We start from the raw sequence: 22210 nt of genomic DNA on the forward strand, positions 1-22210 counted from the left end.
TGTTTATAAACTGCTCAAACGACAACAGATGGGAAATTCCAGGTGAAGTTCGTAAAGTATTTATTGATCCTTGCAGTGTGTTGCATCCTGTTGGGAGCTGGCTCGATTTATGGTTTATACAAATATATAGAGCCGCAGCTACCCGATGTGAATACGCTGAAAGATGTCCGGCTACAGACGCCGATGCAGGTCTATAGCGCAGACGGCGATTTGATTGCCCAGTATGGTGAGATGCGCCGTATCCCGCTGACGCTGCAACAGGTGCCGCCGGTGATGGTGAAAGCGTTTATTGCAACCGAAGATAGCCGTTTTTATGAGCACCACGGCGTCGATCCGGTCGGCATTTTCCGTGCCGCCAGCATCGCGCTGATGTCAGGTCATGCGTCACAGGGTGCCAGTACCATCACCCAGCAGTTGGCCCGTAACTTCTTCCTGAGCCCGGAACGCACCCTGATGCGTAAAATAAAGGAAGCGTTCCTGGCGATCCGCATTGAGCAGCTGCTGAATAAAGATGATATCCTTGAGCTTTACCTGAACAAGATCTACCTCGGCTACCGCGCGTATGGCGTGGGTGCCGCCTCACAGGTCTATTTTGGTAAGCCGGTGGATCAGCTGTCGCTGAGTGAAATGGCGATGATTGCTGGCCTGCCGAAAGCGCCATCCACCTTTAACCCGCTCTACTCCCCGAGCCGGGCGCTGGCACGTCGCAACGTGGTACTGGCGCGGATGCTGGACCAGAACTACATCACCCAACAGCAGTATGATGAGGCGCGCAACACGCCGCTGGTGGCGAAGTATCATGGCCCGGAAATCGCCTTCTCGGCTCCCTATCTCAGCGAGATGGTGCGCCAGGAGATGGTGAAACGCTACGGCGACAATGCCTACACCGACGGTTACAAGGTCTACACCACCGTGACCCGTCGTTTACAGGAAGCGGCGCAGACTTCGGTACGCAATAACGTCATCGCCTATGATATGCGCCACGGCTATCGCGGTCCGACCAGCGTGCTGTGGAAAGTGGGTGAACCCGCCTGGGATCAGACAAAAATTGAGAAGGCGCTGAAGGCGCTGCCGGTCTATGGCCCGCTGTTTCCTGCGGTGGTCACCGAAGCGAGCAGTGATGAAGCGACCGCGATGATGAAAGATGGCAGCAATGTGTCGCTGACTCTGACCGGTGTGCGCTGGGCGCGTCCTTATAAGTCTGACACGGTGCAGGGCCCGACGCCGAAAAGCGTGTCGCAGGTGTTGCAGCCCGGCCAGCAGATCTGGGTGCGTAAAGTGGGCGATGCGTGGTGGCTGGGCCAGGTGCCGGATGTCAACTCGGCGCTGGTGTCACTCGATCCACAGGATGGCGCGGTGCGTGCGCTGGTGGGCGGTTTCGCCTTCAACCAGAGCATGTTTAACCGTGCGACCCAGGCGCTGCGCCAGGTCGGCTCTAACATCAAGCCGTTCCTCTACACCGCCGCGATGGACCGCGGGCTGACCCTCGCCTCTATCCTCAACGATGTGCCGATTTCACGCTGGGATGCGGGTGCAGGTGCCGACTGGCGGCCGAAAAACTCACCGCCCACCTACGATGGTCCGATTCGTCTGCGTCAGGGATTAGGGCAGTCGAAAAACGTGGTGATGGTGCGGGCGATGCGGGCGATGGGCGTGGATTACGCCGCTGAGTATCTGCAACGCTTTGGCTTCCCGGCGCAGAACATTGTGCATACCGAGTCGCTGGCGCTGGGTGCGGCCTCGTTCACCCCGTTACAGGTGGTGCGCGGCTACTCCGTGATGGCCAATGGCGGCTTCCTGGTCGATCCTTACTTCATCTCCCGCATTGAGAACGAACAGGGCGGCACGGTGTTTGAAGAGAAACCGAAGATCGCCTGTCCGCAGTGCAATCTGCCGGTGATCTATGGCGAGACCAAAAAAGCGCTGGCGCTGAACGAAGAGAGCGTCGAGAACGTCGCCGCCTCTGACAGCGGCCAGAATCAGGCGGTGCCGCAGCCTGAACTGGAGCAGGTGCCGGCACAGCCACAGCCGGGCAGCGATCAGCAGTACGCTCCGCACGTCATCAACACCCCGCTGACCTTCCTGATCAAGAGCGCGCTGAACAGCAACATCTTTGGCGAGCCAGGCTGGATGGGGACCGGCTGGCGTGCCGGACGTGACCTTAAGCGTAATGACATCGGCGGTAAAACCGGTACCACCAACAGCTCGAAAGATGCCTGGTTCTCCGGTTATGGTCCTGGCGTCGTGACCTCCGTCTGGATCGGCTTTGATGACGCGCGCCGCAATTTAGGCCGCAGCACGCTGTCGGGTGCGATTCCCGATCAAATCTCAGGCTATGAAGGGGGGGCGAAGAGTGCCCAACCGGCGTGGGATGAGTTTATGAAGAGCGCCCTGGACGGGGTGCCGGTGCAGCCGTTAACGCCGCCGGAAGGGGTGGTGACGGTGACGATCGATCGCAGCACCGGTAAGCTGGCCAATGGCGGCGGCAACACCCGTCAGGAATACTTTATCGACGGCACGCAGCCCACCGAATATTCGGTCCACGATGTGGGCACCACCATTATGGATAATGGTGAGAGCCACGAGCTGTTCTGACAGAACCGCAGAGAAAAAACAGGCCGACGCAAGTCGGCCTTTTTTATTCAGTAACGCAGACGTCCCTGTTTCACCAGCCATTCGCGCGCCATAAACAGCGCACTGACGTTACGCGCCTCGCGGAAGTCCGGCTCCTGCAACAGCGACAGCATATCGCTCAGCGGCCAGCGGTGAACAATCAGCGGTTCCGGCTCATCCCCTTCCAGCTTTTCAGCGTAGAGACCTTCCGCCACCACGATGTTCATCTTGCTGGAGAAATAGGAGGGCGCCATCGTGAGCTTGCCCAGCGTCGTCAGCTGACCCGCCCCAAAGCCGACCTCTTCTTTCAGTTCGCGATCGGCCGCCTCGTTAACAGACTCTCCGGCGTCGATCAGACCTTTGGGGAAACCCAGCTCGTAGCTTTCCAGCCCGACGGCGTACTCCTGAATCAGGATCAGATGGTCATCAATAATCGGCACAATCATCACGGCTTCCCGTTCTGAGGGCTTCATGCGCTCATAGACGCGCCGCGCACCATTGCTGAAGGCCAGATCGACCGATTCAATGGTAAATAACCGTGAACGCGCCACGGCGGTGACATTGAGGATGTCAGGTTTGGTTAACGGGTTTTTCATATCAGCCTCAAACTTTACAGCGCCGCTCTCAGGAACGAATTAGCATACCTAACCGCAGGCAATTGTGCGACAGTCAGGCCAGGGCATTATTGCTGCGCGCTTCCGCCCGATGACATCGCCGCATCGGGCTGGCAGCAGGACTAAATTTGGTAAGACTGAATTTGCATTAGTCAATATGCTGCTTTTGTTTTCAGATAATACCGATATTTAATCCACTCTGAGGCGGTTACCATTTGGACAAGGCAGAGTGTAATAAATGCTAATCAGATGAATCCCGGCACTATTTCATCTGGTGCCAGACTCGTCAGGGTTATTTAATTTCCCACAATTCGTCTTTTATAGTGGGCGTATCGGGGAACATAAGTTTACAGTGAAGGCAGCATTTTGGCTGAATTGAGCAGAGCATGAGCACAATCTTGACGATCCTGGCCCTGGTGCTGACCTGTTCAATCGTGGCAGGCGTGGGGTTCTGGTACGCTATGCGGCATCGCCCGCCGTTGGCGAAACCCCTGCCATTTATCAGTCCGCCCTGCCGTAAACTTTCCGATCGGGAGCGCGAGGCGGTTGATAAATACGTCGCCTCGCTGGAAAAGCAGCCCCGTGCCGTGGTGACGACCGGCAAACGCAGCAGCGCTGAGCGTTTGACGCTGACGGCGCAGAGCAACAATGTCTATCCGGTTACCCGCGCCATCACCCGCTATGGCCTCTCCACCGACGATCCCCACAAATGGCGCTACTACCTGGATGAAGTTGAAGTTCATCTGCCGCCGCTGTGGGAGCAGTACATCACCGACGAAAACTATGTCGAGCTGATCCGTACCCAATCTGTTCCGCTGGTTATCTCACTGAATGGCCACTCGCTGGTCGATTACGCCGTGGATCAGCAGGCCCTGCCCACGCTGATGCGCCCGGTGTCGACCAACGCCTCTATCCGTAAGGCGGAAACGGAAAATGTCGAGCTGTTGCAGGTGCGCAAAGAGACGCCGGAAGAGTATCGGCTGTCGCGCCCCGACGGCACGCGGGAAGCGGTGATGATCTCGCTCGCCTTTTTACTGTTCTTCTTCAGCCTGCTGGTGCCCGCCACCCTGATGATCTGGCTGGTGCTGACCGGGGCGGTAATGATCGCCGTCAGCCTGTGGCTGCTCTATCGCGTGCCGGGTGAGCAAGGCCTGCGCGATATTCACTGTCTGCGCGGCGCGCCAAAGCGCTGGGGCCTGTTCAGCGAGTCGAATCAGGAGCAGAGCAATATCACGCTGGGGATTATCGACCTCGCCTACCCGCCGCACTGGCAGCCTTATGTGGCGCACGATCTCGGTCAGGTGACCGATGTGGAGATCTACCTGAATCGCCACGTGGTGCGTCAGGGTCGCTTCTTGTCGCTACAGGATGAGGTGAAGAACTTCCCTATCCAGCGCTGGCGCAAAAATGTGGTGCTGGCGGTGGGCTCCCTGATGGTGCTGACCCTGCTGGTCAGCTGGATCCCGCTCGGGATGCCGATCAAACTCAGCCTGGCCTGGGCGAAAGGCACCGACAGTCTGGAAGTCAGCAGCGTCGATCAGCTCAACAAGGTGGCGCTGAATATTGGTGACAACCTGAAAGTCAGCGGCACCGGCATGTGTTCCGTGCCGGACAACTATCAGAGCAACCGCAGCTATGCCTTTATGCCGTTCGACTGCTCGGCGGTCTACTGGAATAACGCCACGCCCCTGCCGCAGCCGCAGTCAGATATTATCGATAAAGCCTCGGCCCTGCTGGATACCACCACCCGACAGCTGCATCCGGAAACCAACACCGATCCCAAACTCAATCCGCAGCTCGCCTCAGCGATTCAGAAATCGGGCATGATCCTGCTGGATGATTTCTCCGATCTGGTGCTGAAAACCCAGGATCTCTGCAATCAGCCGCAGGACTGTATGCGGCTGAAGAACGCGCTGGTCAATCTGGGTAACGCCAAAGACTGGGAAGCGCTGATGCGCCGGGCCGATTCCGGTCAGCTGAACGGCATGAATGTGCTGCTGCGTCCGGTCAGTGCGGAAGCGCTGGAGAATCTGGTGAATACCGCCACCTCCACCTTCTTCTACCGCGAAACCCGCCGCGCCGCTGAAAACCTTAATAGCCCGCCGCCCGGTGGTTTCCTGATCGTCAGCGACGAAGGACGCCAGCTGGTGAATCAGCCTCAGCCGAGCGTGTCGCTGTTTGATCTCGATCCACCTTCCCAGTGGCACGAGCTGCAACGAATCTCCGCCATGCTGCTGCATACCCCTTTCAGCGCCAGCGGCATTATTACCAGCCTCTCAACCGACGCCAACGGCACGCGCCATATCGCGCTGCATAATGAACCGGACGCGATGGCGCAGTGGCGCTATCTCGGCACGGTGCTGCTGCTGCTGGTGCTGCTGACCTGCGGTTTAATCAACGGTTTGCTGGCGCTGCGCCGCATACATCGCAACCGTCAGCGCATGGCCGATATTCAACACTATTACGACAAGTGCTTTAATCACAACCTCGGCACCTTGCAGGGCGCACGCTCGTTATTCTGAGCCCCGCCCTTCTGTGCTACCCTGTCGCCCGGTTTTTTTACAGGGTGAACCCACCATGCTGCCCGACTGGTCTGAAATTGATACCGTGCTGCTCGATATGGACGGCACGCTGCTGGATCTGGCGTTTGATCGTCACTTCTGGCTGGAGCATGTGCCTGAACAGCTCAGCCAGCAGCGCGGCATCAGCCGGGCTGAAGCGGAACAGATCATCGCGGAAAAGTATCAGGCCGTCGCCCATACGCTAAACTGGTATTGTCTGGACTACTGGGCAGAGGCGCTGGCGCTGGATATACGCGCCATGACCTGGGCACAGCGCAGCCGGGTCGCGCTGCGTGACGATACCCTGCCCTTTTTGCAGGCGCTGCGCCGCGCGGGCAAGCGCACCATCCTGCTGACCAACGCGCATCCTTACAATCTGGACGTCAAACTGGCGCAGACAGGTTTAGCGCCACACCTTGATTTATTACTTTCCACCCATACCTTTGGGTATCCGAAAGAAGACCAACGTTTATGGCAGGCGGTACAACAGCACACCGGCTTTTCTGCGCCGCGCACGCTGTTTATCGATGATAGCGAAGTGATTCTGGATGCCGCGACGTTATGGGGCATCGGCTGGTGCTTAGGCGTAAAGAATCCCGATTCGGGCCGGCCTGAGCAAACCTTTCAGCGACACCCCGCCACCGGCGATTACCGGTCGCTGATCTGAGTCAGGAGCAGCAATGAAAGAGAAAGAGAGCGAAGCGGTACGCCTCGATAAGTGGCTGTGGGCGGCGCGCTTTTACAAAACCCGGGCGATCGCGCGGGAGATGATTGAAGGCGGCAAAGTGCACTACAACGGTCAGCGCACAAAACCGGGCAAGGTGGTGGAGCTGAATGCGGAGCTGACGCTGCGTCAGGGCAACGATGAGCGCACCGTGGTGGTGGCGGATGTCAGCACCCAGCGCCGTCCCGCCAGTGAAGCGCAGCAGCTCTATCAGGAGACCGCCGCCAGTATCGAAAAACGCGAAAAAATGGCGCAGGCGCGCAAAATGAATGCGCTGACTATGCCGCATCCCGATCGGCGACCTGACAAAAAAGAGCGTCGTGATTTGATGAAGTTTAAATTATCGGGCGATGAGTAACCTCGCCGCCCCGTCCCAAAGAGAGAAAAAAATATGTCAGTCCAGGATCAACTGCACCGTTATCTGTTTGAAAATGTCGCCGTGCGCGGCGAGCTGGTGAACGTCTCTAATACCTGGCGCGAAACCGTGAAGAACCACGACTATCCGGCAGCGGTGAAAACGCTGCTGGGTGAGATGCTGGCGGCCACCAGCCTGCTGACCGCGACGCTGAAGTTTGATGGTGAAATTACCGTCCAGTTGCAGGGTGACGGTCCGCTCTCGCTGGCGGTAATCAACGGCAATAACAACCAGGAGCTGCGCGGTGTGGCGCGGATCAAAGGCGACATCCCGGATGACAGCACGCTGAAAAGCATGGTCGGCAACGGCTATCTGGTGATCACCATTTCACCCGATAAAGGTGAGCGCTATCAGGGCGTCGTCGGTCTGGAAGGCGAAACGCTGGCGGAGTGTCTGGAGGATTACTTCATGCGCTCAGAGCAGCTGCCCACGCGGCTGTTTATCCGCACCAGCGAGAAAGGCGCGGCCGGTATTCTGTTGCAGGTGATGCCTGCGCAGGAGACCGAGCAGGAGGCGTTCGACCATCTGGCGACCCTGACCGAAACCATTAAAACCGATGAACTTATCGAGCTGCCTGCCAACGAGGTGCTGTGGCGTCTCTACCACCAGGAAGAGGCGACCCTCTACGATCCGCAGCCGGTGATCTACAAATGCACCTGCTCGCGCGAACGCTGTGGCGAAGTGCTGAAAACCCTGCCGCAGGAAGAGGTGGATGAGATTATTGCGGAAGATGGCAAAATCGACATGCACTGTGACTACTGCGGCTCAAACTACGTGTTTGACGCGGTGGATATTGCGGGCATTCGCAACCACTCGCTGGAGAACAGCGATCGTCTGCACTGATTTATTGGGCGGCGCTGGCCGCCCTTTTTTCCCGCCGTCTGCCTATCCCCATAATTTTTCTGACAAATTATCTTTTTTTACTTTCATAACATCTTTTAAACGTTCGAAACATGGCCTTAACGCGCCCTGAGTCGCATTTTTAGATCACTACCCTTTTTCCCCATACGCAGAAGAGTAAACTGCGCGCGATCGTGCACCCGCCCGAAAGCTGAAGGCAGATGCCCTGAACAGCCGGTTAAGTCAGCCAGGCTGACGCAGCGCTTCACCCCAGCCGGCGCGACACCGGGCGACGCGATCCCAACTTCTCTCTGCTTTGCAGAACAGACACCGATTTAAGGAGCAGTAAAATGCGCGTTAACGGCCTGACCTCGCAAGACCTTGCCGCTTTGGGCATCGTGGATACCACGGAAGTGGTTTACAACCCTGATTACGACACGCTATTTCAGGAAGAGACGCGCCCGGACCTCGAAGGTTTTGCTCGTGGCACCCTGACGCAGAGCGGCGCGATTGCAGTGGACACCGGCATCTTTACCGGGCGATCGCCAAAGGATAAGTACATTGTGCGTGACGACACCACGCGCGATACCCTGTGGTGGAACGACCAGGGCACCGGCAAAAACGATAATCAGCCGCTGTCGCAGGAGACCTGGAGCGCGCTGAAAAGCTGCGTCACCCGTCAGCTCTCCGGCAAGCGTCTGTTTGTGGTCGATGCCTTCTGTGGTGCCAACGCCGATTCCCGTCTGAGCGTGCGCTTCGTCACCGAAGTCGCCTGGCAGGCGCACTTCGTGAAGAACATGTTCATTCAGCCAACCGAGGCGGAACTGGCCACCTTCACCCCTGACTTTGTGGTGATGAACGGGGCCAAATGCACTAATCCCGACTGGCAGGCGCAGGGTCTGCACTCGGAAAATTTCGTCGCCTTTAACCTGACCGAACGGATGCAGCTGATTGGCGGCACCTGGTACGGCGGCGAAATGAAGAAAGGGCTGTTCGCCATCATGAACTACCTGCTGCCGCTGAAAGGCATCGCCTCGATGCACTGTTCCGCCAACGTGGGTAAAGCGGGCGATGTGGCGGTCTTCTTTGGCCTCTCCGGCACCGGCAAAACCACCCTCTCCACCGACCCTGAGCGCCAGCTGATCGGCGATGATGAGCACGGCTGGGACGATGACGGCGTATTTAACTTCGAAGGCGGCTGCTACGCCAAAACCATCAACCTCTCGGAGCAGGCTGAGCCGGAGATCTACCGCGCTATCCGCCGCAATGCGCTGCTGGAGAATGTGGTGGTGCGCGAGGATGGCAGCGTCGATTACGACGACGGCAGCAAAACCGAAAACACCCGCGTCTCCTATCCGATCAATCACATCGACAATATCGTGCAGCCGGTTTCCAAAGCGGGCCACGCGAAGAAGGTGATTTTCCTGACCGCCGATGCGTTTGGCGTGCTGCCACCGGTTTCACGCCTGACGCCGGAGCAGACGCAGTACCATTTCCTCTCTGGTTTCACCGCTAAACTGGCCGGCACCGAGCGTGGCGTCACCGCGCCGACCCCGACCTTCTCCGCCTGTTTCGGCGCGGCGTTCCTGATGCTGCATCCGACGCAATACGCGGAAGTGCTGGTGAAACGGATGGAGGCGTCCGGTGCGCAGGCCTATCTGGTGAACACCGGCTGGAACGGCAGCGGCAAACGTATTTCGCTGAAGAACACCCGCGCCATCATCAATGCGATCCTCGCCGGTGAGCTGGATGATGCGCCAACCGAAACCCTGCCGATTTTTAATCTGCAAATGCCGGTCTCGCTGGGTGAACTCAACGCCGAAATGCTCGATCCGCGTCGCAGCTGGGAGAGTGAAGAGAAGTGGAGCGCCGCCGCCGACGATCTGGCGCAGCGCTTTATCGATAACTTCGCTAAATACACCGACAACGCCGCCGGTGCGGCGCTGGTGAAAGCGGGTCCGCAGCGCTAACCGATCCGGCGCGGCAAGCGTGTCGCCGCGCCGGTTTTTATCAGCCTGAAACGCTGTTACTGCTGTTGTTATGGCTCAGCGCCAGGGTTTCCACCAGCGGCAGCCAGGCGCGAATGCGTAAACCACCGCGTTCGCTCTCGCCAATCTCCAGCGATCCCTGATGCGCATCGATAATGCGCTGCACAATCGCCAGCCCCAGACCGGTGCCGCTGGTACTGCGCGCGCTGTCACCCCGCACAAACGGCTGGAACAGATGTGCCAGCTGATCCGGCTTGATGCCCGGACCGTCATCCTCCACCTGGAACCAGGCGCGATGCAGCTCCCGACCGCTGCTCACTTTAATCCAGCCATTGCCGTAGCGGGCGGCGTTAACCACCAGGTTCGCCAGCGCCCGTTTGATCGACAGCGGATTAATATCCAGCATCAGCTCTTCCGGCATTACCGCATTTTCAATCTCACGCTCATAGCCACTTTCGGCGGCCACCACCTCACCCAGCACGCTGTTGAGATCGGCACGCTCGGTCTGCATCTCCTGACCGGTGCGCAGATAGTCGATGAACTGTTCGATGATGGCGTTGCACTCTTCGATGTCTTTATTGATCGATTCGGCCAGATAGCCATCCTGCTCGCTCATCATCTCGGTGGCGAGACGAATCCGGGTCAGCGGTGTGCGCAAATCATGGCTGACACCCGCCATTAACAGCGTGCGGTCATCCGCCAGCTGCTTCACCCCGGCCGCCATCTGGTTGAAGGCGCGGGTCACGGAACGCACTTCTGACGCGCCATACTCGCGCAGCGGCGGCGGAATAATACCGCGCCCGACCTGTAAGGCGGCATGCTCCAGATCGACCAGCGGCCGGTTCTGAATGCGGATAAACAGCCAGGCCCCGCCAATCGCCAGCAGCATAATCGCCAGGGTGTAGCGGAACAGCGGCGAGAAGTCGCCCTGATGAATCTCCGTCAGCGGTACCCGCACCCAGATGTCGGGTGACAGCCAGGTTTTCAGCCAGACCACCGGCGAGTTTTTGTTCACCTCTACCCGTACATCGGTCGGCCCGCCGAGCTGCTGGCCCATCTGCTCGCTCAGAAATTCATAGTGCTGCGCCCAGCGCAATCCGCTCTCCTCCGCTGCCGCATTGGTGTAGAGCGAGATCCCCAGTTCGCGGTAGATTTCCCGGCGAAACGCCGGTGGCACTTCCAGCTGCGTGCCATCTTCCAGCTGCAACCGGTCGGTCATCAGCATACGGACTTCGTAAGCGAGCACCTTATTGAACTGTTGCAGGCTGGGAAGAATGGCGAAGTTCAGCACCACCAGATAGGTCGTTACCAGGCTGACGAACAGCAGGGTAACGATCAGCAGCAGGGTGCGGGCAAATGAACTGCGTGGCGAGAAGCGCAGTCGCTTCATGCTTTACTGCCGTCCGGCACAAAGACGTAGCCCAGACCCCAGACGGTCTGGATATAGCGCGGATGCGCCGGGTCCTCTTCCACCATACGACGCAGGCGGGAGATCTGGACGTCAATCGAACGTTCCATCGCGCTGTATTCACGGCCACGCGCCAGGTTCATCAGCTTGTCACGCGACAGCGGCTCGCGCGGATGGCTGACCAGCGCTTTCAGCACCGCGAACTCACCGCTGGTGAGCGGCATCGGCTCATCTTCACGGAACATCTCGCGGGTGCCGAGGTTCAGTTTGAACTTACCAAAGGCGATAATCGCCTCTTCCTGCGAAGGCGCGCCGGGCAGTTCGTTGGCCTGACGGCGCAGCACCGCGCGGATACGCGCCAGCAGTTCACGCGGGTTAAAGGGTTTAGGGATATAGTCGTCCGCGCCAATCTCCAGCCCGACGATGCGATCCACCTCTTCGCCCTTGGCCGTGACCATGATAATCGGCATCGGATTGCTCTGGCTGCGCAGACGGCGGCAGATAGAGAGTCCATCTTCGCCCGGCAACATCAGGTCGAGCACCATCAGATGAAAAGATTCACGGGTTAACAGACGATCCATCTGCTCGGCGTTAGCGACACTGCGCACCTGAAAGCCCTGCTCGGTGAGATAGCGTTCCAGCAGTGCACGCAGACGCATATCATCATCGACGACCAGAATTTTGTAGTTCTCTTGCATTTTCAACTCCCAAAGGCGCTATTGCCTGAGCCAACATTGTTAAAAAAAGATGCCTTATAGTGACAGTCATTAATGGTTTATATTCTAGCCAAAATTGTTACAAAGCATATTAAACAGCAGCTTATATTTAACCTGAGCCGATTTCAGGCCGGTTATCACGCTTTTTAACAGGATACGCGACGGTTACGGCAAATCTGAAAAAAAGGCCCGTTTTCTTTCTATCGCTGGCGTTACAGATGTGCCAGTTTTTATTCGATGAGTAAATTCAGCAAGTTAACAGACAATTTGACTTAATGATCAGCCATCACCGTGGATAAGCTCCAGATAATCTACCTCATCCGCTGAAACGCAGCACAATATTCCAGCGAAACCGCTTAACGCCCCACGCCTCTCTCGGATTAGTTTGAGAGCCGCCACCAGTGAGGCCAGACGAAATTAAAGCCCTATAAATCAATCAGTAAAGCCAACTTTTCCCCTGCCTCGTTTTCAACCAGACTGCTCAGGCACCATTCGACGTCTCAACGGGGATTACACCATGAAAAAAACGATTTTACTGCTGAGCGCGCTGGCCTTAGGCAGCGTTAGCCCAGGTTATGCTGCCACTGCCACTGGCGAAGCAGCCGGTGCGGCGGCGACCACCACAGCACAAGGCAACTCCAACGCCATCGGCGTCGGCGCTGTTGCCGCGGTTCTGGGCATTGCTCTGGCCACTATGGGTGGCGGCGGCGGTGACGGACACAGCAGCACCTCGACCACCACGGCGACCCACGCCGGAAAATAAGTTTCAACGCATCTTTACTGGCTTCAGACGACTATTCAGCAGCAACCCTTTCGCCGCCGGGGAAAGTCAACGTGGGTTTTTAGCCTTTAAAAACCCTTTCCCCGACTCTTTTTTGCCGCGCCCCCTTTGCCTTACACTGTTGCCCTTTGCATCTCTCTGGCCGGTATAGCATGAAAACCCGACTGATTACCCGCGAAGGCTTCGATAAGCTGAAAGCGGAACTCGACTTTCTCTGGCGCGAAGAGCGACCGGAAGTGACAAAAAAGGTCACCTGGGCCGCCAGTCTCGGCGACCGCAGCGAAAACGCCGACTACCAGTACAACAAAAAGCGGCTGCGTGAAATTGACCGCCGCGTCCGCTATCTGACCAAAAGCCTTGAACAGCTGCGTATCGTGGATTACTCACCCCAGCAGGATGGCAAAGTCTTCTTTGGTGCCTGGGTGGAAATTGAAAACGATGCGGGCGACCTCAAACGCTTTCGCATCGTCGGCTATGATGAGATTTTTGGCCGTAAAGATTACATCTCAATCGACTCGCCGATGGCGCGCGCGCTGCTGAAAAAAGAGGTGGGCGATGCCGCCACTGTTGAGACGCCAGCAGGTCCGGCGCTGTGGTATGTCAACGCCATTGACTATGCGCAATAGCGATTCAGAATATCGCTGAAAGCCGCCCGCATCTCTGGCAATTTCAACCATCAATCCGTATAACTGTCGGCTATTTCTCAACCCGGAAAGCAAGACAGTCCTGATGATGAACGTTCTGAGCCAGATTATTGCCAGTGAGCTACAGGCACGTACCGAGCAGGTTGACGCCGCCGTTCGCCTGCTGGATGAAGGGAATACCGTGCCGTTTATCGCACGCTATCGTAAAGAGGTAACCGGCGGGCTGGATGATACCCAACTGCGCCAGCTGGAAACCCGCCTCAGCTATCTGCGTGAACTTGAAGAGCGCCGTCAGTCGATTCTGAAGTCGATTGACGAGCAGGGAAAACTCACTGACGACCTCGCCCGCGCCATCAACACCACCCTCAGCAAAACCGAGCTTGAAGACCTCTACCTGCCCTATAAACAGAAACGCCGCACCCGTGGTCAGATCGCTATCGAAGCGGGTCTGGAACCGCTGGCGGAGACGCTGTGGCAGGACCCGTCGCACCTCCCTGAACAGCTGGCTGAGCAGTATGTCGACGCCGATAAAGGCGTGGCCGACGTGCGCGCCGCGCTGGATGGCGCCCGCTACATTCTGATGGAGCGTTTCGCCGAAGATGCGGCGCTGCTGGCGAAAGTGCGTCACTATCTGTGGAAAAACGCCCATCTGGTGTCACGGGTGGTGGAAGGCAAAGAGGAAGCGGGCGCGAAGTTCCGCGACTACTTTGATCACCACGAAGCGCTGAGCAGCGTGCCGTCGCACCGCGCGCTGGCGATGCTGCGTGGCCGCAACGAAGGCGTGCTGCAACTGTCGCTGAACGCCGACCCACAGTTTGATGAAGCGCCGCGGGAAAGCTACGGTGAAACGCTGATTGCCGAGCACCTGAACCTGCGCCTGAATAACGCCCCGGCGGACAGCTGGCGCAAGGCGGTGGTGAGCTGGACCTGGCGCATCAAGGTGATGCTGCATCTGGAAACCGAGCTGATGGGCACGGTGCGCGAACGCGCGGAAGATGAAGCGATTAATGTCTTTGCCCGTAACCTGCACGATCTGCTGATGGCGGCTCCGGCCGGGATGCGCGCGACGATGGGGCTGGACCCCGGCCTGCGCACCGGCGTTAAAGTGGCGGTGGTCGACGCCACCGGTAAAGTTGTGGCGACCGATACCGTCTACCCGCACACCGGCCAGACGGCGAAAGCGGCGGCGACGGTCGCGGCGCTCTGCGTCAGGCATCAGGTTGAGCTGGTGGCGATTGGTAACGGCACCGCTTCACGCGAAACCGAGCGCTTCTTCCTCGATCTGCAACAGCAGTTCCCGCAGGTCACCGCGCAGAAAGTGATTGTCAGCGAAGCGGGTGCCTCGGTCTACTCCGCCTCGGAGCTGGCGGCCCAGGAGTTCCCGGATCTCGATGTCTCACTGCGCGGCGCGGTGTCGATTGCCCGCCGCTTGCAGGACCCGCTGGCTGAGCTGGTGAAAATCGACCCGAAATCGATCGGCGTCGGTCAGTATCAGCATGATGTCAGCCAGAGTCAGCTGGCGAAGAAACTCGACGCGGTGGTGGAAGATTGCGTCAACGCCGTCGGCGTGGACCTCAACACCGCCTCAGTGCCGCTGCTGACCCGCGTGGCGGGCCTGACGCGCATGATGGCGCAGAACATTGTCGGCTGGCGCGATGAGCATGGCCGCTTCCAGAACCGTCAGCAGCTGCTGAAGGTGAGCCGTCTTGGACCAAAAGCCTTTGAGCAGTGCGCCGGCTTCCTGCGCATCAACCACGGCGACAACCCGCTGGATGCCTCCACGGTGCACCCGGAAGCCTATCCGGTGGTGGAGCGCATTCTGGCCGCGACCGAACAGGCGCTAAGCGATCTGATGGGCAACGCGGGCAGCCTGCGTCACCTCAGCGCCCGCGACTTCATTGATGAGCGTTTTGGTCTGCCGACCGTCACCGACATCATCAAAGAGCTGGAGAAACCGGGCCGCGATCCGCGTCCTGAGTTTAAAACCGCCCGGTTCGCCGAAGGGGTTGAGACGCTGAACGATCTGACGCCGGGCATGATCCTTGAAGGTGCCGTCACCAACGTCACTAACTTCGGCGCCTTTGTCGATATTGGCGTGCATCAGGATGGTCTGGTGCATATCTCTTCCCTCTCTGACCGCTTCGTGGACGATCCCCATCAGGTGGTGAAAGCGGGCGACATCGTCAAGGTGAAGGTGATGGAGGTCGATCTGCAACGCAAGCGTATTGCCCTGACCATGCGTCTTGATGAGCAGCCGGGTGAAGGCAATGCCCGCGGTGGCGCGAAAAACGGTGCGCCGCGCGAAGAGAAACGCCAGGCCGCGAACAAAGGGCGTCCGCGTCCGGTCAGTGCCGCGGCGGGCAACAGCGCGATGGGTGATGCGCTGGCCGCGGCGTTCGGTAAAAAACGCTAAGTTTTTCAGGGGGCCAGCGCCAGGCCCCCTTTTCACGCCGCCCTCCCTGGTTGAAAATCCCTGTCATAACGCTACGCTAAAAAGACGCCTGTCATAAAAACAACACCTGCTGTGGCACCCAACTCACGATGGAAACGATCACCGATCTAATCGATAAGATTTATGCTGGTAGCTTTCCTCAGGCCACCTTTGCCCGCCTGCTGGCGGATATTGACGAGGCCCGCGCGGCGATCAAGCTGCCGCGCAAGCCGCACTGGGATGAGCAGGATGTGGTGCTGATCAGCTACGCCGATCAGTTTCGCGAACCGGAGCAGCCCACGCTGCGCACCTTTTCCCGTTTCTATCAGCAGCACCTGCAATCCACTTTTCCGCTGGTGCACCTGCTGCCGTTTTTTCCCTGGTCGTCGGACGATGGCTTCTCGGTGATCGATTACCATCAGGTCGATCCGCTGTGCGGCGACTGGCAGGATATTGCGCATCTGCATCAGGAAACCCGGCTGATGTTCGACTTCGTCTGCAACCATATGTCGGCGCACAGCGCCTGGTTCCGCCATTTTCTGGCGCAGGACCCCGGCTGGGACGATTTCTTTATCAGTATGCCGCCCGCCACCGACCTCAGCGCGGTGACACGCCCGCGCACCTCGCCGCTGCTGACGCCGTTTAAGATGGCGGATGGCGATACCCGTTTTATCTGGACCACCTTCAGCGCCGACCAGATTGACCTGAACTTCGCCAATCCTGAGGTGCTGCTGCGTATGGTCAATGTGCTGCTCGACTACCTGAAACGCGGTGCCGACTATGTGCGGCTCGACGCGGTCGGCTATATGTGGAAAACCCCTGGCACCCGCTGTATTCATCTGGAAAAAACCCATCAGCTGGTGAAGCTGTTCCGCGCCATCGCCAATGTGGTTGCCCCTGGCACCGTGATCATCACCGAAACCAACGTGCCGCATCAGGATAACATCCGCTATCTGGGCAATGGCCACGATGAGGCGCAGATGGTCTATCAGTTCTCACTGCCGCCGCTGGTGCTGCATGCCATTCACACCGGCTCGGCGCGGGCGCTGCGCCAGTGGGCCAGCACACTGGATCTCAGCAGCAACGACACCACCTTTTTCAACTTCCTGGCTTCACACGACGGCATCGGGCTGAATCCGGCGCGCGGCATATTGTCGGAGGTGGAAATCGTGGCGCTGGTGCGCGATCTGGCGCTGGAGGGGGCGCTGGTCTCCTATAAAAACAACCCTGACGGCACCACCAGCCCCTATGAAATCAACGTCACCTATCTGGATGCGTTAAACCAGGAAGCGGACGATGACACCACGCGCCTGAAGCGCTTTTTACTGGCTCATGCGATTCTGCTGGCCTTTCCTGGCGTGCCCGCCATCTATATCCAGAGCATTCTGGGCGGTCGTAACCATTATGATGGCGTGCGGGCCGCCGGACATAATCGGGCGATTAACCGTCAGAAGTATGATTTGCCGCAGATTGAGGCGGCGCTGGCGGGCGGTGACTGGCTGCGCCAGCAGATCTACACCCGGCTCGGCCAGCTGATTCAGCTGCGGCGTCGCCAGCCCGCGTTTCACCCCGACAATCCGATGACGCTCTATGAGAGCGAAAACGCCGTGCTGCTGCTCAGACGGTATCAGGCCGAAAGCGACGAGGGGCTGCTGTGCCTGTTTAATCTCAGTGGGCGAACGGTGGAGACGCGGTTGCCGGTGACGCAGAAGATGCAGGATGTGGTGAGCGGAGAAAAAATTGATGGCACCCAGCCGGTGAAGCTGGATGCCTGGCAGTTTATGTGGCTACGCTAATTATTTATAGACGTCAGCCGTGGCGCTGAATTTACCGTGTTCACGACCGGCGATCACCAGGTAGTATTTACCGCCTTTCTCATCAGCGAGCTGCGACAGCACTTTTTTAGCATCCATTGGCGAGGTGGTTTCCGCCGTGGTGTTAACGGTGCCGATTTTTTGCAGGTTCATTGATTTCACTTCTTCTTTAGTGACTTCTTTCGCTGCCATCGCAGAAAATGAAATCGCGCCCATCATCATTGAAGCCACAACCCATTTTAAAACCTTCATTATGTTTACCCTCATTCATGATCCATTGTGAGATGTAAGCAGCCGCTAAACGCGTAAGGCAGTATGGAACGGCATAGTCATTTCCGTGACTAATCACATAAAATTGCAGCGGCCTTGCTCACAGAAAGAAGTATTGCTGCTGTCGGCGATTTTGCCAACAGAATGCGTCATTCTCCTGGTAAATCGCTGATAAAATTAACAAGGTGCTGACAAAACAGCTCAGGATGCGAAATAAAAGGCGCATGTGCTGCCTTATCTATCACCCATGAAGGGGAATCTGGCAACATCTCATCCAGTTCAGCCGCAATCCGGCGCGGCACCAGCCCATCCAGTGCGCCATAGAGTCGCAGGAACGGCAGCGTAATCGCCGGTAGCGCGTCGCGCAAATCCACCTCATGCAGGATCGCCAGTCCGCCCTCCAGCACCGCCACCTCCGGCATCGGCTGCGACAGCACCACCTGCTTCAGCTGCCGCGCATCGGCACGGGCGGTTTCGGTGCCCAGCGTCTGCAAGGCGAGAAAGCGCTCTACCGTGCGCTGAAAATCGCTGCTGAGCAGCTGCTGAAAGTTTTGCAGCGTCTCCGGTTTAATCCCCGGCCAGTTTTCCGTGGCGGTGAAACAGGGAGATGAGGCCACGGTGATCAGCGCCGCCACTTTTTCCGGCGCGCGCAGGGCCAGCTGCGTCGCCACCAGCCCGCCCAGCGACCAGCCGACCACGATCGCCTGGGGCGGCAGCGCCGGCAGCAGCCGCTCCGCCATCTCATCCAGCGTCAGCGCACCGAAATCGTGGCTGCGCCCGTAGCCGGGCAGATCGACCAGATGCAGCCGATAATGCGCGCTGAGTCGCGGAACAATGCTTTGCCACACTTCGGCATTCAGCCCCCAGCCGTGCAGCAGCACAAGATCCCGTTTTCCTTCTCCGCAGGTGTGCCAGTAAAGCGAGGTCATCAGTTACTATCCCGAAAATGATAAGGAGGTCGCTATGCTACCAATGCCTGCCCGCTGTTGGCTATGTCGGCTGCCGTTGCGGTTCGCCCGTCACGGCCTGTGCAGCCTCTGTCTGCGCGGCTTACCGCCGCTGCCGCGGCTCTGTCCGCGCTGTGGCCTGCCCGCCGGATCGGCGCTGGTTTCCTGTGGCCGCTGCCAGCTCACCCCGCCGCCCTGGCAGGCGCTGGTCTGCGTCAACGACTACAGGCCGCCATTGAGTGAGTGGGTTAATCAGCTGAAGTTTTCTCACATAACCGCACTCAGGGTGATGCTGGCGCGGCTGCTTTTGCTAAGCTGGCTGGATGTCTGGCGGCGCGGCGTGGTGCCGCGTCCCGATCTGCTGCTGCCGGTCCCGCTGCATCAACGGCGTCGCTGGCGGCGTGGCTACAACCAGACAGTGTTGCTGGCGGCACCGCTGGCGCACTGGCTGGGATGTGAATGGCGTGAAGGGATCAGTCGTCAGCGTCAGGGCGCGTTACAGCATCAGCTGAGCGCCCGTCAGCGCCGCAGCAACTTGCAGGGGGCGTTCCGTCTGGAAATGGCGGTGCAGGGACGGCATATCGCCCTGCTGGACGATGTGATCACCACCGGCAGTACCGTAGCCGAAATCAGTCGTCTGTTACTGGCGCAGGGGGCGGCCAGCGTGCAGGTCTGGTGCCTGTGCCGTACCTTGTAGAGCGTCGGTGATGGGCGTATAATAACCAACTAAATTAGTCAACTATTGAGCAATCGACATGATCCGAATTACTGATTCTGCCCAGGAACATTTTTCTAAACTGCTGTCTAAACAAGAAGATGGCACCCAGATTCGCGTATTCGTGATTAACCCGGGTACGCCAACTGCTGAGTGTGGCGTCTCATACTGTCCGCCCGATGCCGTTGAAGCTACTGATACCGAACTAAAGTTTGAAAAACTCTCCGCCTACGTGGATGAACTGAGCGCGCCCTATCTGGAAGACGCGGAAATTGACTTCGTCACCGATAACCTCGGCTCACAGCTGACGCTGAAAGCGCCGAACGCCAAAATGCGTAAGGTCTCTGACGATGCGCCGATGGCTGAGCGGGTTGAGTATCTGTTACAGGCTCAGATTAACCCACAGCTGGCGAGCCACGGCGGTCGCGTGTCGCTGATGGAGATCACCGAGGATGGTTTCGCCATCCTGCAATTTGGCGGCGGCTGTAACGGCTGTTCGATGATTGACGTGACCCTGAAAGATGGCATTGAGAAAGAGCTGCTGGCCGCCTTCCCGGAACTGAAAGGCGTGCGGGATATTACCGAGCATCAGCGCGGTGAACACTCGTTCTATTAATGAATAAGCGCGACAGCCCGGCTGCCGCGCTCCTCTCATCAGTCTGACTGACTCTGCTCGCTGACCACCTTCAGCAGCGCATTCACTTCCTTATCCGCGAAGATCTCCTCCAGCGTTTTGCTCAGTTTGCGCCGCCAGTTGGGGTACTGCTCCACCGTGCCCGGCACGTTGACCGGCGTGGTCATACCGAGCCAGTCCTCGGGTTGCAGGCCAAGCAGCGCGCTGTCGGTCGCGGCGAGGAAGCGATGGATCGCCCGGTTCAGCGCCGGGGTCATCGCCAGCTTCTCCGCCTTCTTCTGGCTGCGCGCTGGCAGTGCGCCCGCCTGATGCAGCGCATCCAGCAGCGCCTGCTTCTGGGCGGCACGCTGCTGATGTAACGCTTTCACCGCGTCGCCGGGATAGAGACCAATCTTCTCGCCCAGTTCCAGGTCGCCCTGCTCCCAGAAACCGGTCAGGGTCGGCAGGTCATGGGTACTGGCGCTGGCGATCGACTGGCGCGGATAGTCCTGCGGCGCGCGATAGCGCTCATCCTTCTCCTGCTCAAACCACAGCACCTTCCATGAAAAGACGCCGCTTTTGCGCAGCAGGCTGACAATCTCCGCTGGCACGGTGCCGAGGTCTTCACCAATCACCATACAGCGCAGCCGGTGGCTCTCCAGCGCCAGGATCCCCAGCAGGTCGTTGACCGGATAGGCGACATAGGCACCTTTATCCGCCGTCTCCCCGGCCGGTACCCACCAGAGACGCAGCAGCGACATCACATGGTCGATGCGCAGTGCGCCGCAGTCGCGCATATTGGCGCGCAGCATGTCGATAAACGGCTGATAGCCGCGCGCCTGCATCACATGCGGGTCCATCGGCGGCAGGCCCCAGTTTTGCCCCAGCGGACCGAGGCGGTCAGGTGGCGCGCCGACTGAGGCTTTGAGCCGGTAAAGCTCCGGGTCGTGCCAGGTTTCGGCACTCCCTTCCGCCACACCCACCGCCAGGTCACGATAGAGACCGACGCTCATGCCCAGCGCCTGGCTGTGCGTCCAGCAGCCGGAGAACTGCTGCTGCGCCAGCCATTGCAGCCACTGCCAGAAGGCGATCTCCTCTTCATGCTCCTGACACCACTGCTGCACCTCCGGCAGCTGGCTGTTGCGCCAGCCTTCCGGCCAGGCGGGCCAGCCACCCTGCTGCGTCTTGTCTGCCTGCCGCGCCAGCTGAATGCCGTCATAGGCGGCCTGATACCGCAGGCTGTCGCCGCCTGCACGCACAAAGGCCGCAAAGGAGTGATGCTCTTCGCTTTCGCTGTCGCGTGCCTGAAAGTGCGCCCAGGCGTGGCGCAGTGCCGCCAGCTTCAGCGCCATGACGGCTTCGTAGTCAACCAGATCCGCCGCACGCGCTTTGCTCAGCGCCTTCTGGGTTTTGGCGCTTTTCCACCACTTCTGCGCCGCCGCGCTTTGCTGAAAATCGGCCACCTGACTGACGTCGATATAAATCACGTTCAGCCAGCGGCGTGACGACGGACTATAGGGGCTGGCGAAACCGGCGCTGGCGGGATAGAGCGCATGTAGCGGGTTGAGGCCGACGAAATCGCCGCCGCGTTCAGCCAGCTGCACCAGCAGTGTGTCCAGGTCGCCAAAGTCACCGATGCCCCAGTTCTGTTCAGAACGCACGGTATAGAGCTGCACCAGCGCGCCCCAGCGTTTTTCCCCCGCCTCCAGCGCCGGTGGCAGATAACAGCGGCGTGGCGTGACGATAATCCACGTCTGCCAGCTTTTCTTTCCTTTAGTCAGCGTCAGCTGGTGATAGCCCTGCGCCAGCGGCCCCGGCAGGGTAAAAGGCTCACCCGCGGTCAACTCGCCGCTGAGCTGTTTGCCCTTTTCGGTCTGCAACTGCCAGCGATAGACGCCACTGCCCTGTGGCGTCAGCTGGCGTTTGCCGCTGCCGCTGAAGACCGCGACCGGTGGCAGCGGTGATTTTTTGTCCTGTTGGGGATGGCTCATGACCGCCAGCAGCGCGCGCTTAGTCTCATCGCCGATCTCTGCTTTTTTGCCGTTTACATCGATGTAATCCAGTGAAATCCCCGCGTCACGGGCGGCCTGGTCGAGTGAAGATTGCTTCATTGCTG

18 protein-coding genes are annotated in these 22210 nt (G+C 58.7%); 12 read left to right on the forward strand and 6 right to left on the reverse strand.

Translation table 11 applies throughout. The features are described 5' to 3' along the window. Nucleotides 1–42 precede the first annotated feature (42 nt). Nucleotides 43–2595, forward strand: coding sequence for a peptidoglycan glycosyltransferase/peptidoglycan DD-transpeptidase MrcA (gene mrcA, locus ACCW71_RS08960; RefSeq protein ID WP_436370840.1), 2553 nt, complete (start codon nucleotides 43–45; stop codon nucleotides 2593–2595). 47 nt (nucleotides 2596–2642) lie between these two features. On the opposite strand, the gene nudE is transcribed toward mrcA, so the two are convergent. Then, on the reverse strand, nucleotides 2643–3209 hold the full coding sequence (gene nudE / locus ACCW71_RS08965; protein ID WP_436370841.1) for an ADP compounds hydrolase NudE: 567 nt from the start codon (nucleotides 3207–3209) through the stop codon (nucleotides 2643–2645). A gap of 404 nt (nucleotides 3210–3613) precedes the next feature. On the opposite strand from nudE, the gene ACCW71_RS08970 reads away from it, so the two are divergent. The 5 genes from ACCW71_RS08970 (at nucleotide 3614) to pckA (ending at nucleotide 9737) form a co-directional block, all read left to right on the forward strand. Continuing rightward, nucleotides 3614–5749, forward strand: coding sequence for an intracellular growth attenuator family protein (locus ACCW71_RS08970; RefSeq protein WP_436370842.1), 2136 nt, complete (start codon nucleotides 3614–3616; stop codon nucleotides 5747–5749). A 55-nt stretch (nucleotides 5750–5804) separates the two neighbouring features. Continuing rightward, nucleotides 5805–6455, forward strand: coding sequence for a GMP/IMP nucleotidase (yrfG, locus tag ACCW71_RS08975; RefSeq protein WP_436370843.1), 651 nt, complete (start codon nucleotides 5805–5807; stop codon nucleotides 6453–6455). A 13-nt stretch (nucleotides 6456–6468) separates the two neighbouring features. Then, nucleotides 6469–6870 (forward strand): ribosome-associated heat shock protein Hsp15, encoded by a 402-nt coding sequence (gene hslR, locus ACCW71_RS08980; protein ID WP_436370844.1) that lies wholly within the window; start codon nucleotides 6469–6471, stop codon nucleotides 6868–6870. 33 nt (nucleotides 6871–6903) lie between these two features. Continuing rightward, on the forward strand, nucleotides 6904–7770 hold the full coding sequence (gene hslO / locus ACCW71_RS08985; protein WP_436370845.1) for an Hsp33 family molecular chaperone HslO: 867 nt from the start codon (nucleotides 6904–6906) through the stop codon (nucleotides 7768–7770). Nucleotides 7771–8117: 347 nt separating this feature from the next. After that, nucleotides 8118–9737, forward strand: a complete 1620-nt coding sequence (pckA, locus tag ACCW71_RS08990) for a phosphoenolpyruvate carboxykinase (ATP) (RefSeq protein ID WP_436370846.1) — start codon at nucleotides 8118–8120, stop codon at nucleotides 9735–9737. 40 nt (nucleotides 9738–9777) lie between these two features. Here the strand turns inward: pckA and envZ are convergent, their stop codons facing one another. Both envZ and ompR read right to left on the reverse strand, forming a co-directional pair. Then, nucleotides 9778–11145 (reverse strand): two-component system sensor histidine kinase EnvZ, encoded by a 1368-nt coding sequence (gene envZ / locus ACCW71_RS08995; RefSeq protein WP_436370847.1) that lies wholly within the window; start codon nucleotides 11143–11145, stop codon nucleotides 9778–9780. Next, nucleotides 11142–11861, reverse strand: a complete 720-nt coding sequence (ompR, locus tag ACCW71_RS09000; RefSeq protein ID WP_003853014.1) for an osmolarity response regulator transcription factor OmpR — start codon at nucleotides 11859–11861, stop codon at nucleotides 11142–11144. The genes envZ and ompR overlap by 4 nt, the downstream gene beginning before the upstream one ends. Nucleotides 11862–12396: 535 nt before the next feature. On the opposite strand from ompR, the gene yjbE reads away from it, so the two are divergent. The 4 genes from yjbE (at nucleotide 12397) to ACCW71_RS09020 (ending at nucleotide 17531) form a co-directional block, all read left to right on the forward strand. Further along, on the forward strand, nucleotides 12397–12642 hold the full coding sequence (gene yjbE / locus ACCW71_RS09005) for an exopolysaccharide production protein YjbE (protein ID WP_436370848.1): 246 nt from the start codon (nucleotides 12397–12399) through the stop codon (nucleotides 12640–12642). A gap of 170 nt (nucleotides 12643–12812) precedes the next feature. After that, entirely contained in the window at nucleotides 12813–13286 is a 474-nt protein-coding gene (gene greB / locus ACCW71_RS09010; RefSeq protein WP_436370849.1) for a transcription elongation factor GreB, read from the forward strand. Between the two features lie 103 nt (nucleotides 13287–13389). After that, nucleotides 13390–15717 carry a Tex family protein gene (locus ACCW71_RS09015; protein ID WP_436370850.1) on the forward strand — a complete coding sequence of 776 codons (2328 nt, stop codon included), beginning with the start codon at nucleotides 13390–13392 and terminating at the stop codon, nucleotides 15715–15717. A gap of 128 nt (nucleotides 15718–15845) precedes the next feature. Beyond that, the gene (locus ACCW71_RS09020; RefSeq protein ID WP_436370851.1) at nucleotides 15846–17531 is read left to right on the forward strand and encodes an alpha-amylase family glycosyl hydrolase; all 1686 of its coding nucleotides are present in this window, start codon (nucleotides 15846–15848) and stop codon (nucleotides 17529–17531) included. Here the strand turns inward: ACCW71_RS09020 and ACCW71_RS09025 are convergent, their stop codons facing one another. After that, complete coding sequence (locus ACCW71_RS09025) at nucleotides 17532–17801, reverse strand: YdgH/BhsA/McbA-like domain containing protein (RefSeq protein ID WP_436370852.1); 270 nt, start codon at nucleotides 17799–17801, stop codon at nucleotides 17532–17534. Nucleotides 17802–17968: 167 nt separating this feature from the next. Continuing rightward, nucleotides 17969–18748, reverse strand: a complete 780-nt coding sequence (gene bioH / locus ACCW71_RS09030) for a pimeloyl-ACP methyl ester esterase BioH (protein ID WP_436370853.1) — start codon at nucleotides 18746–18748, stop codon at nucleotides 17969–17971. A gap of 34 nt (nucleotides 18749–18782) precedes the next feature. On the opposite strand from bioH, the gene gntX reads away from it, so the two are divergent. Beyond that, nucleotides 18783–19463 (forward strand): DNA utilization protein GntX, encoded by a 681-nt coding sequence (gene gntX, locus ACCW71_RS09035; RefSeq protein WP_436370854.1) that lies wholly within the window; start codon nucleotides 18783–18785, stop codon nucleotides 19461–19463. Between the two features lie 58 nt (nucleotides 19464–19521). Further along, entirely contained in the window at nucleotides 19522–20097 is a 576-nt protein-coding gene (gene nfuA / locus ACCW71_RS09040; protein ID WP_436370855.1) for a Fe-S biogenesis protein NfuA, read from the forward strand. A gap of 38 nt (nucleotides 20098–20135) precedes the next feature. On the opposite strand, the gene malQ is transcribed toward nfuA, so the two are convergent. Next, nucleotides 20136–22205, reverse strand: coding sequence for a 4-alpha-glucanotransferase (gene malQ, locus ACCW71_RS09045; protein ID WP_436370856.1), 2070 nt, complete (start codon nucleotides 22203–22205; stop codon nucleotides 20136–20138). Nucleotides 22206–22210 lie beyond the last annotated feature (5 nt).

Source organism: Pantoea sp. C2G6 (assembly GCF_051336815.1).
GTDB lineage: Bacteria > Pseudomonadota > Gammaproteobacteria > Enterobacterales > Enterobacteriaceae > Pantoea.